This is a genomic window from Glycomyces tenuis DSM 44171, assembly GCF_000427885.1.
Taxonomy (GTDB): Bacteria; Actinomycetota; Actinomycetes; order Mycobacteriales; family Micromonosporaceae; genus Glycomyces; species Glycomyces tenuis.
The window spans coordinates 272,500-286,920 of the sequence record NZ_ATYW01000002.1; the positions used below are offsets into that span (position 1 = coordinate 272,500).

Sequence of the window (14,421 nt, forward strand, 5' to 3'; positions counted from 1 at the left end):
CATTGCGGGCCCCTCGCCGCGCGGGGGTCCCTCGGCATCGAGCACCCGATCCGCGGCGCACGGGCGCAAGTCGCGGAGGGCTCCGCTCAGAGGATTGCAGCCGCCGTGGGCCCGCCGCCGCGCGGGAGGGCCCTCGGCCTCGAGAACTCGGACGCGCGGGCCGTCGAGGCCCGCCTGCGCCCGTCTACGCGGTCTGGGAGGCGCTGCGCTCTTTCGCCGTGAACGTCTCCGTCGGCTCCTCGAGCAGCTCCTCGGCCCCGACCACCGTGAACAGGCGGGTGATGAACCGGTTCGGGTTGACCACGGCCAGCTCCACGCCCATTTCGCGCGCGATGCGGTAGGCCACCACGATCGTGCCGATCCCCGTCGAGTCCAGGACCGTCACCTTGGCGACATCGACCCGGATGGCAGTGACACCGCCCCCTTCGAGCGCGTTGGTGATGGTCTCGCGGATCTGGGGAGCCGTCGCGTAGTCGACCTCGCCGGCCAACTCGACGGTGACGATCCCATTGTCGGTCGTGCCGGTCTCGATTGACAGCGTCATGAATTCACCTAACAGACTGGTTGGGCGTCACGGCCCGAGCACCTGCCGTACTCGGCTGCGACACAAAGTCTATCCGACGGAATCGAGCGAAAACAGTCCGCGCACGCCGCGTTCCCGCGAAAGTGCGGAGGTGATACATCCGACAGTGATGTGCCGCATCGGATGGCGCTCTCATCACCGAATGCGCGCCGCGGCCGAGACCGGCCGTATCGGCCGCCGGGTCCGGACGCCGCGGGAGCGTGCCCGCCCGCCGCGTCCTCGCCTCCGCAGTCGGCCCGCCCGGTCGCGCATGTCCGTCCGCCGCGCGGCCGAAGACCCAGGTGCGGCGCGGGATCCGCCGCTCCGGCGCTTTGGCGCACCGGCCCATACGACGTATCCTCGCCACAGAACCACCCCTGACCAGCGCGCGCCGACGATGAGACCGCATCGTTGCGGGCAAGCCGCGTCACGAGGGCTTGTCGGCCGCGACTCGACGATCATGTGAAGATGAGGTCCATGCCCCAGTCGAACACCGAGTCCGCCGAGGCCACGCTCCTCGTCGTCGAAGACGATGAGAACATCTGCGAACTGCTCGCCACCTCCCTGCGCTACGCGGGCTTCTCCGTCCACGCCGTGGGCACCGGCGACGAGGCGCTGCGCTCGGTCGCCCGCCACCGCCCCGACCTGGTCGTCCTCGACGTCAACCTGCCCGATTTCGACGGATTCGAAGTGGTCAGGCGCCTCCGGTCCGGTTCCGACCACACCCCCGTGCTCTTCCTCACCGCCCGCGACGACACCGCCGACACCGTCACCGGCCTGTCCGCCGGCGGCGACGACTACATCACCAAGCCCTTCGCGCTCGAAGAGGTCGTCGCCCGCATCCACGCCGTCCTGCGCCGCTCCGCCGGCGAGCTGCCCCGGCCCTCCCGCCTCAAGTACGCCGACCTCGAACTCGACGAGGAGACCCACGAGGTCTGGCGCGCCGGCGAGGCCGTGCAGCTCTCGCCCACCGAGTTCAAACTGCTGCGCTACTTCATGATCAACGCCGGGCGGGTGCTCTCCAAGGCCCAGATCCTCGACCACGTGTGGCGCTACGACTTCCGCGGCGACGACGGCATCGTCGAGTCCTATGTCTCCTACCTGCGCCGCAAGGTCGACACCGGCGACCCCAAACTCATCCAGACCCTGCGCGGGATCGGCTACGTCCTGCGGGAGCAGAATCGTTGAGCGCACCCCACTTCGTCGAGAGCGCCAGGAAGCGGTGGGACCGGACCCCCCTGCGGGTCAGGCTGACCTCCGCCGTGCTCGCGCTCGTCGCCGGGTCGCTCATCCTCATCAGCGTTTCCACGATCCTCGCGCTGCACTCCTACTTCCTCGACACAGTGGACGACGAGCTCAAGGACCAGCTCCTCAAGGGCAACCCCGCCTCCTTCAGCGGCACCGCGGCCGAGGAGCCGAGCGAGACCCTCGGCGTGCGGCCGAACCAGTACATCTTCAGCTCGGTGTACGACAACGGGAACCGCTTCGACGTGCCCGCCAACCGCGCCGACACGCCGGTGTTCACCCTCGCCCAGCTCGAGGAGGCCGGTGGGGAGGCCTTCACGGCGCTGGCCGCCGACGGCACCACCCGCTGGCGGGTCCTCGGCCTGCCCGGCACCGAAGTGGGCACCGAGAACCCCGACTACGACCCGGAGGCCGAGACCAACGAGCGGGCCGCCTACTACACGCTGTCCTACCGGCTCGCCCATTTCGACAAGACCGTCGCCGGACTGGTGTGGGTCGACATCCTCATCGGAGCGGGCGTCCTCGCCGGGCTCGCCGCGCTCGGCGTCGGCCTCGTGCGCGCCAGCCTCTCGCCGCTGCGCCAGATCGAGAACACCGCCGCCATGATCGCGGCCGGCAACTACTCCAGGCGCGTGCCCGACCACGACCCGGCCACCGAGGTCGGCCGCGTCGGCTACGCCATCAACTCGATGCTCGGCAAGATCGAGAGCTCGATCCGCGCCAGGGAGTTCTCGGAGGAGCGCGCCCACGACTCCGAGCAGCGCATGAGGGAGTTCATCGCCGACGCCTCCCACGAGCTGCGCACGCCGCTGACCAGCGTCAGAGGCTACGCCGAGCTGGTCCGCGCCAACCCGGACATGCCCGAGGCCGACCGGCAGCACTACATCGGACAGATCGAGGAGGCCGCCAAGCGGATGGGCCTGCTCGTCGGGGACCTGCTCCACCTCGCCAGGCTCGACCAGGAGCGCCCGGTCGAGACCGAGGCGATCGACCTGGCCGCCCTCGGCGGCGAGGCCGTCTCGGCCCACGCCGTCGTCGCCGAGGACCACCGCTTCGAGTTCAAGTCCGTGCCGGGCGCCTCGACCGTCGTGGCCGGCGACCCCGCCCGGATGCGCCAGATCCTCGACAACCTGCTGTCCAACGCCGTCAGGCACACCCCGCCGGGCACCCGCGTCACCGTCGAGGTCCTCTCCGACGCCGAACACGTGCTGCTGCGGGTCGCCGACGACGGCCCCGGCATGGACCCCGAGACCACCGAGCGGGTCTTCGAGCGGTTCTTCCGCTCCGACGCCGCGAACCACCCCGGATCGGGGCTCGGGCTGGCGATCGTGGCCGCGATCGTCAAGGCCCACGGCGGCACCGTCTCCGTCCGATCCGGGCTCGGCGAGGGCACCGTCTTCACGGTGCGACTGGCCGCCGAGACGCCCCCTGAGGCCCATTCGGATCATTAAAGGGTTTTAAGGCGTTTTCGCAGCGAAGCGAGAGCCACGGGCTGCATGCTGCATTCATGAGCAACGCTGACAGCAGCCCGCGCCCCGAGGAGGGGCCAGAGCAGAGCCCCGAGCGGGCTCCGCAGGCGCCGCACACCGGTGCGGACCCCCACGACGCCCGAGGAGCCGAGCCCGCGGCCCGCCCCGACGCGGGCGCCACCACCCCGCCGCAGGCGGCGCCCGACCGCCCGGCCGAGCAGGCCGAACCCCGACCGGGCCCAGAGCGGCCCGAGCAGGCGCCGCAGAGCCAGGCGCCCCCCGAGCCCCATGCGCAGACGGGCCCGCAGCCCGAGCAGCAGGCGCACCAGACCAGCGTCCTGCCTCCCGGCCCGCCCGCCTCCGCGCCGCACATGACCGGGCCGAACGACGCCCCGCACTCCTGGCAGCCGCACACCGCCCCGCTCGGCCCGCCGCCGGCCGGCTACGGGCCGCACGGCCCCGCCCCGCAGCGGCGGCCGAAGCGCGGCTGGGGCAAGATCGCCGCCGGCGCGGTGGCCCTGGCCCTGCTCGCGGGCGGCGCCGGAGGCGCCGTCGGCTGGTATCTGGGCAACGACAACGGCTCGACCACGGTCGTCGAGTCCGTGTCGATGGACGCCGGCGCGGGCATGACCTACACCGAGATCGTCGACAAGGTGACCCCTTCGGTGGTCACCATCGTGACCGACGTGGCCGAGGGCTCGGGCGTGGTCTACTCCGAGGACGGCTACATCGTCACCAACAACCACGTGGTGGAGGGCGCCGGCGCCGTCGAGGTCCGCTTCGCGGACGGCGGCGTCGGCGAGGCCGAGATCATCGCCACCGACGCCACCCAGGACCTGGCCGTCATCCAGGTCTCCGGCGTCGACGACATCCAGCCGATCGCCTTCGGCGACTCCGACGCCCTTCAGGTCGGGGACGCCACGGTCGCCATCGGCTCCCCGCTCGGCCTGGAGGGCACCGTGACGACCGGGATCGTCTCGGCGCTCAACCGCTCCATGTCCGTCGGCAACGAGCAGCAGCAGAGCCCGACCACCGGGCAGACCCTGAGCGGCCTGATCCAGACCGACGCCGCGATCAACATGGGCAACTCCGGCGGCGCGCTCGTCAACGGCGCCGGCGAGCTGATCGGCATCAACACCGCGATCCTCTCGCCGGAGTCGGGCAACGTCGGCCTCGGCTTCGCGATCCCGTCGAACACCGTCGAGGACGTGGTCGAGCAGCTCATCGAGCACGGCTCGGTCGAGCAGGGCTACCTGGGCGTGTCGGTGACCGACACCCAGGGCAACGGGGCGATGGTGCTCGCGGTCGAGGCCGACTCCCCGGCCGCCGAGGCCGGGCTCGCCGAGGGCGACATCATCACCGCGATCGACGGCGAACCGATCACCGGCGCCTCCGAAGTGGTCTCGGCGGTGCAGAGCAAGGCCAGCGGCGACACGATCGCCATCACCTACGTCAGGGACGACGAGGAGCAGACCACCGAGGCCACGCTGGCCTCCAACTAGCGCATCGGCTGGCAAGAAGGCCGAAGCCCCGGAGCGGTGACGTTCCGGGGCTTCGGTTTCCGAGGGCGTTACTGGTTCGCGGTGCTCTGGAGGGCCGCCCGCACCGGCCGCAGCTCGGCGGGCGGTTCGCCGGTGTCGATCCACTCGGCGAGGCGGTCGCGGTCGAGGATGAGGACGCCCAGCTGCGCGGCCACGCTCTCGTTGCGGGCGGCGTGGTGCATCCAGTGCAGGTTGGCGTTGGTGATGAGCACGCCGCCGTCGCAGTCCCAGCGGGCCTTGATCTCCCCGCCGAGGATCTGGACGTGGCGGGTGCCGTTCTGGCGCTTCATGGCGCGGTCGTCCTTCTTGGCGCGCACGATGACGCGCTTGCCGTTGGTGAACGTCACCACGAAGTTGCATCCGAGGTCGTTCTGGCGGTGCCCGAACTTCTTGACGCGCTTGGCGTCGAGGCGGACGAGGAGCTGGCCGACCATCGCGTCGTAGGTGGGTATGTTCATCTTGTCGATGGTGCGCAGCAACTGCTGGCGTTCGGCGGTGTGGACGTGGTCGTGGCGCTCGTGACCGCGGCTCCGAAGCAGCACCCACGCGGCGAGTGCCGTGCCCCCCAACAAGATAGCTGCTGAAGCGAACCAGGCCCAGTGCTCGGCGACGAAACCGATGGCGAAGTAACCGATGATGAGAACGACGATCCCCGCTCCCACTCTTAGGATCACGGACAAGGCTGCCTCCACTGTGTTCGAGAGGGCGTTCAGCTGCGTTATGTCGCCTGTGGTGTTACACCGAGTATCCGTTACCGTTCGCTCATATGTAAGGTCACTGTCCGGTACCCGACAACATGCCCCCGCAGCCTGCATGTGCGCCGTGTGGCCGCATGCTCACCGGGGGCCTGGCGCCGGATCGCGGCGGTGCCCGTGAGCGGCGGCCTCGATCAGGACAGTAGTGGATACTGGCCTGATGTCAACATCATCGACCGGCGTTCTGGTGCTTCTCGGTGCGCCACTGGGTAATCCAGAGGACGCCTCACCTCGCGTGGCGTCGGAGCTGGTGCGCGCCGACGTCATCGCCGCAGAGGATACCCGGCGGCTCCAGCGGCTGCTGCGCGAGCTCGGCGTGTCGACGTCGGCGGCGATCACGTCGTACTTCGAGGGCAACGAGTCGGGCAGGACCGAGCCGCTCATCGAACAATTGTACGATGGAAAGCGGGTCGCCGTCATCACCGACGGCGGCATGCCCTCGGTGTCCGACCCCGGATACCGCCTGGTGCGGGCCGCGATCGACGCCGGCTTCACGGTGACCGCGGCCCCCGGGGCGAGCGCGGTGACGACGGCGCTGGCGCTCTCGGGGCTGCCGTGCGACCGCTTCTGCTTCGAGGGCTTCGCGCCGCGCAAGGACGGCGAGCGGCGGCGCCTGTTCGCCTCCCTGGCCGAGGAACGGCGGACGATGGTGTTCTTCGAATCACCTCGGCGCGTCGCCGACGTCTTGCGCGCCATGGCCGCCGCCTTCGGCGGCGAGCGCTCCGCGGCGCTGTGCCGGGAGCTGACCAAGACGCACGAGGAGATCAGGCGCGGCGGCCTCGGCGAGCTCGCCGCCGGAGCCGAGTCGGACCCGCCGCGCGGCGAGATCACCCTCGTCGTCGAAGGCTGGGGCGGCCCGGATCCCGAGGACGCCACCCCGGAGGCGCTGGCGGCGGCGGTGGCCCGCCTCGAAGCGGCCGGCACGGACCGCAAGGCCGCGATGAAGGAGGTGGCGAGCCGCTTCGGCGTGCCCCGGCGCGAGGTCTACGACTCCTTGATAGACCGAGACTGAGTCACATCCCCGCTTTGACGGTGATGACAGGGCACTTGGCGGCCTTGGAATTCGCGATCCGGACATCGCTGGTGAGCAGCTCGGAGCCCAAGCTCTCGGCAAGCGCGACGTAGAGAGCGTCATATGCAGACAGGTTGTGACGCAGTTCCCACACTTTATCGGCGAGCGCTTGATCCGGTCTCGCGAAGTGGATGCCGAGCGCGAGATAATCCTCGACTACCATGCGGGCCACGTCTTTGGCGAGGATCTTGCCGAGCGACAGCCCACGGAATGTATGGAATATCTCTGCGGGCTGATGCCAAGGAGCGTGCCACTGGTTATGGGCCGAAAGGATCTTACGGATCTCGTCCCCGTCGGGGCTGAAATTGCGAAGAGCGGCAACCATCGCCGAAGCGTCGACGACGATCATTCTTCCCAACCGTGCCGCGGAGCGTCTTTGGCGGCGATGATGTCTTCCATGGAGATCGGTCGCCCTCCCTCACGCTTGAGTCGCTCCTCGATCTCCGCCAGCTTCCGGCGGTTTCGGCTGCCCGTGGCCCGCTCGTGGATGATCTCCAGCATGTAGTCCTGGAGCGACTGCTGCCGGGCTTCGGCCTCGGCTTGGATCTGCTCCAGGTCCTTGTCGGGAACCGAGTGAATCAAGAGGTCTGACATGAATGAATTGTATCCAGCGGAGAGGCGTTCGCATATCTTGCGACACGACTACAGCTCGTCGAATTTGAAGGTCTTCCACGCGAACACGGCGACCGCGGCGGCGAAGAGCGCCAGCACTCCCACCTCCGGCAGGACCGAGACCGGGGACTCGCCGCGCACGATCACCGCCTGGAGGCCGTCGTTCAGATAGCGCATCGGGGAGACCACCGACAGCCACTGGACCCACTGCGGGGCGGCCGCGAGCGGGAAGAACGCCCCCGAGATGAACGCCATCGGCATCGTGACCATGTTGCTCAGCCCGGCCGCCCCCGGCCCGGTCTTGGCGATCCCGCCGATGACCACGCCGATCGCCAGGAACGCCGCCGTGCCGAGCAGCACCAGCGGGACCGCGAACCACGTCCACGCCGACAGCTCCAGGCCCATCGCGACCGCCACCGCCAGGAACAGCGCCGTCTGGAGCAGCGCCACCAAGAGGCTCACCGTGATGCGCGCGGCCACGAACGTCCCCGCCGACGCCGGCGTCAGCCGCAGGCGCCGGAGCAGCTTGTCCCGCTTCCAGTCCACGAGCGTGCCCGCGGCGCCGAACACCCCGGAGATCGCGATGCCCCACGCGAGGATGCCGGGGGCCAGGTACTGGACCGGCTCGAGCGAGCGGTCCTCGGCGGCGTCGGTCTCCAGGCGAAGCACCGGCGCGTCCGGGGCGGCCTCGGACAGGACCGCGACGTTGACGTCGTCGACCAGGCCCGACAGCCGCTCCAGCGCGATCGTCCCGTTCGTGGCGTTCGTCTGCGAGTAGTAGACCGTCACCTCGTCGCCGTCCTGCACGACCGCCGCGTCGGCGTCGCCCTCCTCCAGCGCCTCCAGCGCCGCGTCGAGGTCCGCCGCCCCGTCCAGCTCGAACGCGCCCGGCTCGGCCTGTTCGAGCACCGGCGCGTCGCCGACCTCGAGCACGTGCGGCGTCGGCGTCTCGCCCGAGCCGTAGACGCTCGCCAGCAGCACCAGGAACATGCCCGGCAGGATCAGGTTGAAGAACACCTGCGAGCGGTCCCGCACCCAGCTGATCCCCAGCGCCCGCACCAGACTGCCGAACGCGCGCGAACGCCGCACCGGCGCCGCCTCCCGCACCGGGGCCTCCACGCTCATTCCCGCCACTCCCGTCCGGTCACGTGCAAGAACACGTCCTCGAGGTTCGCCGTGCGCACCGCCAGGCCCTCCAGGGCCCCGTCGGCGGCCAGCGCCGTCAGCAGCGTCCGCGGATCGCGCGTCTCGAACACGACCGCCTCGTCATCGGACGTCGCCGTCCCGCCCTCGGCGAGCTCCTTGACGCGCGCCTCGCTCAACTGCCCGGCCGCGACCGTCACCCGCGTCGGCGCGTCGAGGCCGCGGATCAGCTCGGCGGGGGAGTCCACCGCGAGGATCCTCCCCGAGTCCATGATCGCCACCCGGTCGCACAGCGCCTCGGCCTCCTCCATGTAGTGCGTCGTCAGCACCACGGTGCGGCCCTCGCCGTTGATCGAGCGCATCAGGTCCCACAGGTTCCGCCGCGCCTGCGGGTCGAGCGCCGCCGTCGGCTCGTCGAGGAACACCAGCTCGGGGTCGCCGACGAGCGCGCACGCGATCGACAGCCGCTGCTGCTGCCCGCCCGAGAGCTTCTCGCACCGCGTGCCCGCCTTCTCGCTCAAGCCCACCTGATCGAGCATCTCGGCCGCGCGGTCCCTGCCGGCGCCGTAGAGCTCGGCGAAGGTCTCGATCTGCTCGCGCACCGTCAGGAACTCGAAGAACGACGACGCCTGCAACTGCACGCCCATGCGCTGCGACAGCTCCGGCGAGTGCGGCCACGGCGAGCGCCCGAGCAGGCGCACCTCGCCGCCGTCGGGCCGGCGCAGGCCCTCGACGATCTCCAGCGTCGTCGTCTTCCCCGCCCCGTTGGGGCCGAGGATGCCGAAGAACTCACCGGCCTCGACGCGGAAGCTCACCCCGTCGACGGCGCGGACCTCCCCGACCCGGCGGCCGCGGTAGGTCTTGTGGAGGTCGGTGACCTCGATGGCGGCGTCCATAACCGTCAACGCTATGCCATCGGTCGATGTGATCGGGTTCTCGCCTTGCGGGTGTAGGCGGTCCGTACGCCGCTCGGCGGAGCCGCGGCCGTTCACATCGCCCGCGGCACGGCCGTGCGGCGGACTTCACCGCCCCGGCACGGACGCCGCACGCGGCGGCAACGGTCCGAGGCGACGCTGGCGGGCATGACAGTGACGAAGCCCGAGACGACGGCCGAAGCGCCGCCCGCCGCCCGCAAGGGCTGGATCGACGACTGGAGGCCCGACGACGAGGCGTTCTGGCGCACCACCGGCAGCGCCGTGGCAAGACGCAACCTGCTGTGGTCGGTGGTCGCCGAGCACCTGGGCTTCTCGGTGTGGGTCATGTTCAGCATCGTCACCCCCTACCTCGCGGTGGCCGGATTCGACTTCACGACCAGCCAGCTGTTCTGGCTCACCGCCGTGCCGAACCTCGTCGGCTCGCTCCTGCGCATCCCCTACACCGCGGCCGTCGCGGTCTTCGGCGGCCGCAACTGGACCGTCATCTCCGCGAGCCTCCTGGTCATCCCGACGGTGCTCCTGGCCTACTGCCTGATGACGCCCGGCACCCCGTTCTGGCTGTTCATCGTCGCCGGCGTCACCGCCGGGTTCGGCGGCGGCAACTTCGCCTCCTCGATGGCCAACATCTCCTACTTCTACCCCGAGCGCCACCGCGGTTCGGCCCTCGGCGTCAACGCCGCGGGCGGCAACATCGGCGTCCCGGCCGTCCAGTTCATCGGCCCGTTCGTGATCGCCCTCGGCGTCGTCGGCGCCTCCCAGGGCACCGACGAGGCGGGCGAGCGGATCTGGCTGCACAACGTCCCGCTGCTGTGGCTGGTCCTGGCCCTGTTCGCCGCCTTCATGGCCTGGCGCTACATGGACAACCTAGCGGTCTCGCGCACCCCCATCAAGCAGCAGCTGCCGGCGCTGACCCGCAAGCACACCTGGGTGATGAGCGTGCTCTACATCGGCACGTTCGGCTCCTTCATCGGCTACTCCTTCGCGTTCCCGCTGGTCATCCAGATCGAGTTTCCCGAGTTCGCCTCCCTGTGGATGGCCGCCCTGGGCCCGCTGGTCGGGTCCCTGTCGAGGCCCGTCGGCGGCTGGCTCTCGGACAAGTGGGCCGGCGCCCCGATCACCAGCCTGTCGTTCATCCTCATGGGCTGCGGCGTCCTCGGCGCCGTCTGGGGCATCGACACCGGCTCCTTCGCCCTGTTCTTCACCTCCTTCATGGTCCTGTTCCTGATGAGCGGCGTCGCCAACGGCTCGACCTACCGCTCGATCCCGGCGATCTTCAAGGCCGAGGCCACCGCCGCCGTCGGCCGCGAGGCCACCGAGGAGGAGGTCGTCCAGGCGAAGAAGCTCACCGCCGCCGCGCTCGGCTGGATCTCCGCGATCGGCGCCTTCGGCGGCTTCCTGATCAACCAGGCGTTCCGCATCGCCAACGAGCAGACCGGCTCGGTCGTCCCCGCCATGTACGGCTTCCTGGCGGCCTACATCCTGTTCCTGGCCATGAACTGGTGGTTCTACCAGCGGAGGGTCTTCGTGGAGCGGGCCCCGAGCCTCGCCTACGCCAAGGTCTGAACGCTCCTCGCCAGAGCGGCCCGCAATCGTCAGTCGAAGACATTGCGGGCCGCTTAGCATTCCGGAAACATTCGGCTCGTGACGATGTAACGGCGCCGGAGCACACTCGCCGCATGACCGTTCGCACCCGCCTTCCCGTGGTCCGCGCCGCCGACACCCACTGCCCCTACTGCGCCCTCCAGTGCGGCATGCGACTCGAGGAGGACGAGGCCGGCGAGGTCACCGCCTCCCCGAGGGGCGGCGGCATGTGCAAGAAGGGCTGGACGTCCCCCGAACTCCTCGACCACCCGGCCCGCCTCACCAGGCCGCTGCTCTGCGGCGAACCCGTCTCCTGGGACGAGGCGCTCGACCACGTCGCCGAGCGGATCCGCGCCGTCCAGGCCGAGCACGGCAGGGACGCCGTCGGCGTCTTCGGCGGCGGCGGGCTCACCAACGAGAAGGTCTACCAGCTCGGCAAGTGGACCAGGCTCGCCTTGGGCAGCAGGCACATCGACTACAACGGCCGGTTCTGCATGTCCTCGGCGGCCGGGGCGCTGAACCGCTCCTTCGGCGTCGACCGCGGCCTGCCGTTCCCCGCCGAGGACCTCAAGGACGCCGACGTGGTGCTCCTGGTCGGCGCCAACCCCGCCGAGACCATGCCGCCGTTCATGCGGTTCCTCTCCCGAAGCGAGCTCATCGTCGCCGACCCGAGGCGCACCGCCACCGCCGAGGCCGCCCAGCTCCACCTCCAGCCCCAGCCCGGCACCGACCTCGCGCTCGCCAACGGCCTGCTGCACATCTGCATCGAGCAGGGATACATCGACCACGACTACATCGACGCCCACACCACCGGCTTCGACGAGGTCCGCCAGACCGCCGCCGGCTACTGGCCCGCGTTCGTCGAGCGCATCACCGGCGTCGGCGTCCCCGACCTGTACGCCGCCGCCCGCCTCCTCGCCGGACGCATCGGCGACGCCCCGGGCAGGGCGCGAACGGCGATCCTGACCGCCCGCGGCTCCGAGCAGCACGCCAACGGCGTCGACACCGTCACCGCCTGGATCAACCTCGCGCTCGCGCTCGGCCTGCCCGGCAGGCCGTCCTCCGGCTACGGCTGCATCACCGGCCAGGGCAACGGCCAGGGCGGACGCGAGCACGGCCAGAAGGCCGACCAGCTCCCCGGCTACCGCATGATCGACGACCCGGCCGATCGCGAGCACGTCGCCGCCGTATGGGGCGTCGACCCCGACACGCTGCCCGGCGCGGGCGTCTCCGCCGTCGAGCTGCTGCGCAAATGCGGCGACGAGGTCAAGATGCTGTTCGTGCTCGGCTCGAACCCGGTCGTCTCCGCGCCGCGCGCCGCCCGCGTCTCCGACCGGCTCAGGGCCCTGGAGTCGCTCGTGTCATTCGACTTCGTCATGTCCGAGACCGCCGCGCTCGCCGAAGTCGTCCTGCCGGTCACGCAGTGGGCCGAAGAGGACGGCACCATGACCAACCTGGAGGGCCGGATCATCCGCCGCCGCGCCCTGCGGCCCGCGCCCGACGGCGTCCGAAGCGACCTGCGGGTCCTGGCCGAACTCGCCGAGCGCCTCGACGCGCCCGGCACCTACTCCTCGGACCCGGAGGCGGTCTTCGCCGAGCTCGGCCGCGCCTCGGCCGGAGGCCGTGCCGACTACTCCGGCGTCACCTACGAGCGGCTCGAGGAGCGGGGCCTCCAGTGGCCGGTGCCCGCGCCGGACCACGGCGGCACGCCGCGCATGTTCGCCGACTTCGAGTTCGCCACCCCCGACGGCAGGGCCAGGTTCATCGCGGTCGACCACCGGCACCCGGCCGAACGCCGCGACGACGTCTACCCGCTGTACCTGACGACCGGCCGCGTCCTCACCCAGTACCAGTCGGGGGCGCAGACCCGCCTGATCGACTCCCTCGGCGGCACCCCCGACAGTGAGCAGTTCCTCCAGATCCACCCCGACACGGCCGTGCGCCACGGCATCGCCGACGGCGACCAGGTGCGCGTCACCTCCCGCCGCGGCTCCTACACCGCCCCGGCCCGCCTGACCGCCGACATCCGGCCCGACACGGTGTTCTCCCCGTTCCACTTCCCCGGCGCCGCCAACGCCAACGCCGCCGTCTCCGACGTCCTCGACCCGATCTCGCGCATGCCCGAGTTCAAGGTCTGCGCCGTCAAGATCGCCCCGGTCGCCAAGGGCTGAACTCGGCCGAAAGACGGAGGCGAACCGGTCGAATTGCCCAGGGAGGCAAGCCCCTTCCGCTCCTAGACTGGTGGTGCGGCCCGGCCCCGCCAGAGGCCGGGCCGACCACAACGCCATCCGATTGGGAGCGACACTTGAAACGCAATGCCAGACGGGCCCTGCTCGGTGCGACCGCCGTCGCGGTCGCCGCGAGCGCCGGCGCCTTCGCGATCACGAGCGCCGGCGCCGAGACGGCCGGACCCGAGCCCGCCCAGCAGCCCGCTCTCGCGATCCCCGAGCCGACCGGCGAGTTCGAGACCGGCGTCGACACCCTCCACCTCGTCGACGAGGGCCGGGCCGACCAGTGGGTGCCCGAAGAGGACCGCGAACTCATGGTCACGATGTGGTACCCGACCGACGAGGAGGGCGGCGAGACCGCGCCGTACATGACCGCCGAGGAGTCGGCCCTGTTCGGCGCCCAGCTCGAAGCCCCGCCGGAACTGCTCGCGAGCGTCGAGACGAACTCGGTGCCCGGCGCCGAGCCGCTCGCCGACGACGGGACATTGCCGCTGGTGATGCTCTCGCCGGGCTTCTCCTTCCCGCGCGCCACGCTCACCGGCGTCGCCGAGGAGCTGGCCAGCCAGGGCTACGCCGTCGCGGCCGTCGGCCACAACTACGAGGCCCCGATCACCTTCCCCGACCGCACCACCGAATGCCTCGCCTGCACGACCGACGACTACGACGCCATCGTCCCGAACCGGGCCGAGGACCTGACGTTCGTGCTCGACGAGCTCACCGGCGACGACGCCGCCTGGGAGGACTCCGGCGTCATCGACGCCGACCGCGTCGTGGTCGGCGGCCACTCGATCGGCGGCGCGAGCAGCCACCGCGTCATGCTCGCCGACGACCGCTTCGACGCCGGGTTCAACCTCGACGGCACCTTCTTCGCGCTGGACCGGCACAAGCTCGACCGTCCGTTCATGATGGTCGGCGCCGCCGAGCACGGCCTGCCCGGCGAGGACGACACCTGGACGAAGGCGTGGAAGCACCTGGACGGCTGGAAGCGCTGGATCACCGTCGACGGCACCGGCCACAGCTCCTTCACCGACCTCGCCCCGCTCGGGGCCCAGGCCGGCAGGCCCCTCCAGGACCTCGACGGCTTCTACGCCGACCGGCTGACCCGCGCCTATGTGACCGCCTTCGCCGACGAGCACCTGCGCGGCGAAGAGGACCCGATCCTCGACGGCCCCAACGAGGACTGGCCCGAGGTCCGCTTCCACAACCCGTAGCACCGAACGCCACCGCAAGGCGGCCTACCGGCGCGAAGCGCCGGTAGGCCGCCACCACTCTTGCTCT

The 14,421-nt window shown here is 70.7% G+C and carries 13 protein-coding genes; 7 read left to right on the forward strand and 6 right to left on the reverse strand.

Features of this window, described 5'->3' with window-relative positions; genetic code table 11:
* Nucleotides 1-184: 184 nt before the first annotated feature.
* On the reverse strand, nt 185-544 hold the full coding sequence (locus tag YWW_RS28185) for an STAS domain-containing protein (RefSeq protein WP_051325343.1): 360 nt from the start codon (nt 542-544) through the stop codon (nt 185-187).
* A 495-nt stretch (nt 545-1,039) separates the two neighbouring features.
* Between YWW_RS28185 and YWW_RS0103875 the strand changes: the two genes are divergently transcribed.
* Genes YWW_RS0103875 through YWW_RS28200 form a run of 3 tightly spaced genes read left to right on the forward strand, consistent with a single transcriptional unit; the run spans nt 1,040 to nt 4,778 of the window.
* Nucleotides 1,040-1,750 (forward strand): response regulator, encoded by a 711-nt coding sequence (locus YWW_RS0103875; RefSeq protein WP_026929064.1) that lies wholly within the window; start codon nt 1,040-1,042, stop codon nt 1,748-1,750.
* The gene (locus tag YWW_RS28190) at nt 1,747-3,258 is read left to right on the forward strand and encodes a sensor histidine kinase (RefSeq protein ID WP_051325344.1); all 1,512 of its coding nucleotides are present in this window, start codon (nt 1,747-1,749) and stop codon (nt 3,256-3,258) included. The genes YWW_RS0103875 and YWW_RS28190 overlap by 4 nt, the downstream gene beginning before the upstream one ends.
* Nucleotides 3,259-3,314: 56 nt before the next feature.
* The gene (locus YWW_RS28200) at nt 3,315-4,778 is read left to right on the forward strand and encodes a S1C family serine protease (protein WP_155829889.1); all 1,464 of its coding nucleotides are present in this window, start codon (nt 3,315-3,317) and stop codon (nt 4,776-4,778) included.
* A gap of 68 nt (nt 4,779-4,846) precedes the next feature.
* Here the strand turns inward: YWW_RS28200 and YWW_RS0103890 are convergent, their stop codons facing one another.
* Entirely contained in the window at nt 4,847-5,491 is a 645-nt protein-coding gene (locus tag YWW_RS0103890; RefSeq protein WP_162181599.1) for a restriction endonuclease, read from the reverse strand.
* 241 nt (nt 5,492-5,732) lie between these two features.
* On the opposite strand from YWW_RS0103890, the gene rsmI reads away from it, so the two are divergent.
* Entirely contained in the window at nt 5,733-6,584 is an 852-nt protein-coding gene (gene rsmI / locus YWW_RS0103895; RefSeq protein WP_155829891.1) for a 16S rRNA (cytidine(1402)-2'-O)-methyltransferase, read from the forward strand.
* 1 nt (nt 6,585) lies between these two features.
* On the opposite strand, the gene YWW_RS0103900 is transcribed toward rsmI, so the two are convergent.
* From YWW_RS0103900 to YWW_RS0103915, 4 genes are read right to left on the reverse strand one after another with little or no spacing between them, the layout of a single operon-like run.
* Nucleotides 6,586-6,993, reverse strand: a complete 408-nt coding sequence (locus YWW_RS0103900; protein WP_026929067.1) for a type II toxin-antitoxin system VapC family toxin — start codon at nt 6,991-6,993, stop codon at nt 6,586-6,588.
* Nucleotides 6,990-7,238 (reverse strand): hypothetical protein, encoded by a 249-nt coding sequence (locus YWW_RS0103905; protein WP_026929068.1) that lies wholly within the window; start codon nt 7,236-7,238, stop codon nt 6,990-6,992. Before YWW_RS0103905 ends, YWW_RS0103900 begins: the two co-directional genes overlap by 4 nt.
* A 48-nt stretch (nt 7,239-7,286) precedes the next feature.
* Complete coding sequence (locus tag YWW_RS0103910; protein WP_081687172.1) at nt 7,287-8,381, reverse strand: ABC transporter permease; 1,095 nt, start codon at nt 8,379-8,381, stop codon at nt 7,287-7,289.
* On the reverse strand, nt 8,378-9,295 hold the full coding sequence (locus tag YWW_RS0103915) for an ABC transporter ATP-binding protein (protein WP_026929070.1): 918 nt from the start codon (nt 9,293-9,295) through the stop codon (nt 8,378-8,380). Before YWW_RS0103915 ends, YWW_RS0103910 begins: the two co-directional genes overlap by 4 nt.
* 186 nt (nt 9,296-9,481) lie before the next feature.
* On the opposite strand from YWW_RS0103915, the gene YWW_RS0103920 reads away from it, so the two are divergent.
* The 3 genes from YWW_RS0103920 to YWW_RS0103930 all read left to right on the forward strand — a co-directional run bounded on the left by YWW_RS0103920 (nt 9,482) and on the right by YWW_RS0103930 (nt 14,354).
* Nucleotides 9,482-10,897: an MFS transporter gene (locus YWW_RS0103920; RefSeq protein ID WP_051325347.1), complete on the forward strand. Its 1,416-nt coding sequence runs from the start codon at nt 9,482-9,484 to the stop codon at nt 10,895-10,897.
* 113 nt (nt 10,898-11,010) lie between these two features.
* Nucleotides 11,011-13,086: a molybdopterin oxidoreductase family protein gene (locus tag YWW_RS0103925; protein ID WP_026929072.1), complete on the forward strand. Its 2,076-nt coding sequence runs from the start codon at nt 11,011-11,013 to the stop codon at nt 13,084-13,086.
* Nucleotides 13,087-13,220: 134 nt separating this feature from the next.
* Nucleotides 13,221-14,354 (forward strand): alpha/beta hydrolase family protein, encoded by a 1,134-nt coding sequence (locus YWW_RS0103930; RefSeq protein WP_051325348.1) that lies wholly within the window; start codon nt 13,221-13,223, stop codon nt 14,352-14,354.
* Nucleotides 14,355-14,421: the final 67 nt, after the last annotated feature.

Bases quoted from the DNA above. Each gene is read 5' to 3' on its own strand.
- YWW_RS28185 (WP_051325343.1), bottom strand. From the start codon at position 544: ATGACGCTGTCAATCGAGACCGGCACGACCGACAATGGGATCGTCACC.
- YWW_RS0103875 (WP_026929064.1), top strand. From the start codon at position 1,040: ATGCCCCAGTCGAACACCGAGTCCGCCGAGGCCACGCTCCTCGTCGTC.
- YWW_RS28200 (WP_155829889.1), top strand. From the start codon at position 3,315: ATGAGCAACGCTGACAGCAGCCCGCGCCCCGAGGAGGGGCCAGAGCAG.
- rsmI (WP_155829891.1), top strand. From the start codon at position 5,733: ATGTCAACATCATCGACCGGCGTTCTGGTGCTTCTCGGTGCGCCACTG.
- YWW_RS0103900 (WP_026929067.1), bottom strand. From the start codon at position 6,993: ATGATCGTCGTCGACGCTTCGGCGATGGTTGCCGCTCTTCGCAATTTC.
- YWW_RS0103905 (WP_026929068.1), bottom strand. From the start codon at position 7,238: ATGTCAGACCTCTTGATTCACTCGGTTCCCGACAAGGACCTGGAGCAG.
- YWW_RS0103910 (WP_081687172.1), bottom strand. From the start codon at position 8,381: ATGAGCGTGGAGGCCCCGGTGCGGGAGGCGGCGCCGGTGCGGCGTTCG.
- YWW_RS0103915 (WP_026929070.1), bottom strand. From the start codon at position 9,295: ATGGACGCCGCCATCGAGGTCACCGACCTCCACAAGACCTACCGCGGC.
- YWW_RS0103920 (WP_051325347.1), top strand. From the start codon at position 9,482: ATGACAGTGACGAAGCCCGAGACGACGGCCGAAGCGCCGCCCGCCGCC.
- YWW_RS0103925 (WP_026929072.1), top strand. From the start codon at position 11,011: ATGACCGTTCGCACCCGCCTTCCCGTGGTCCGCGCCGCCGACACCCAC.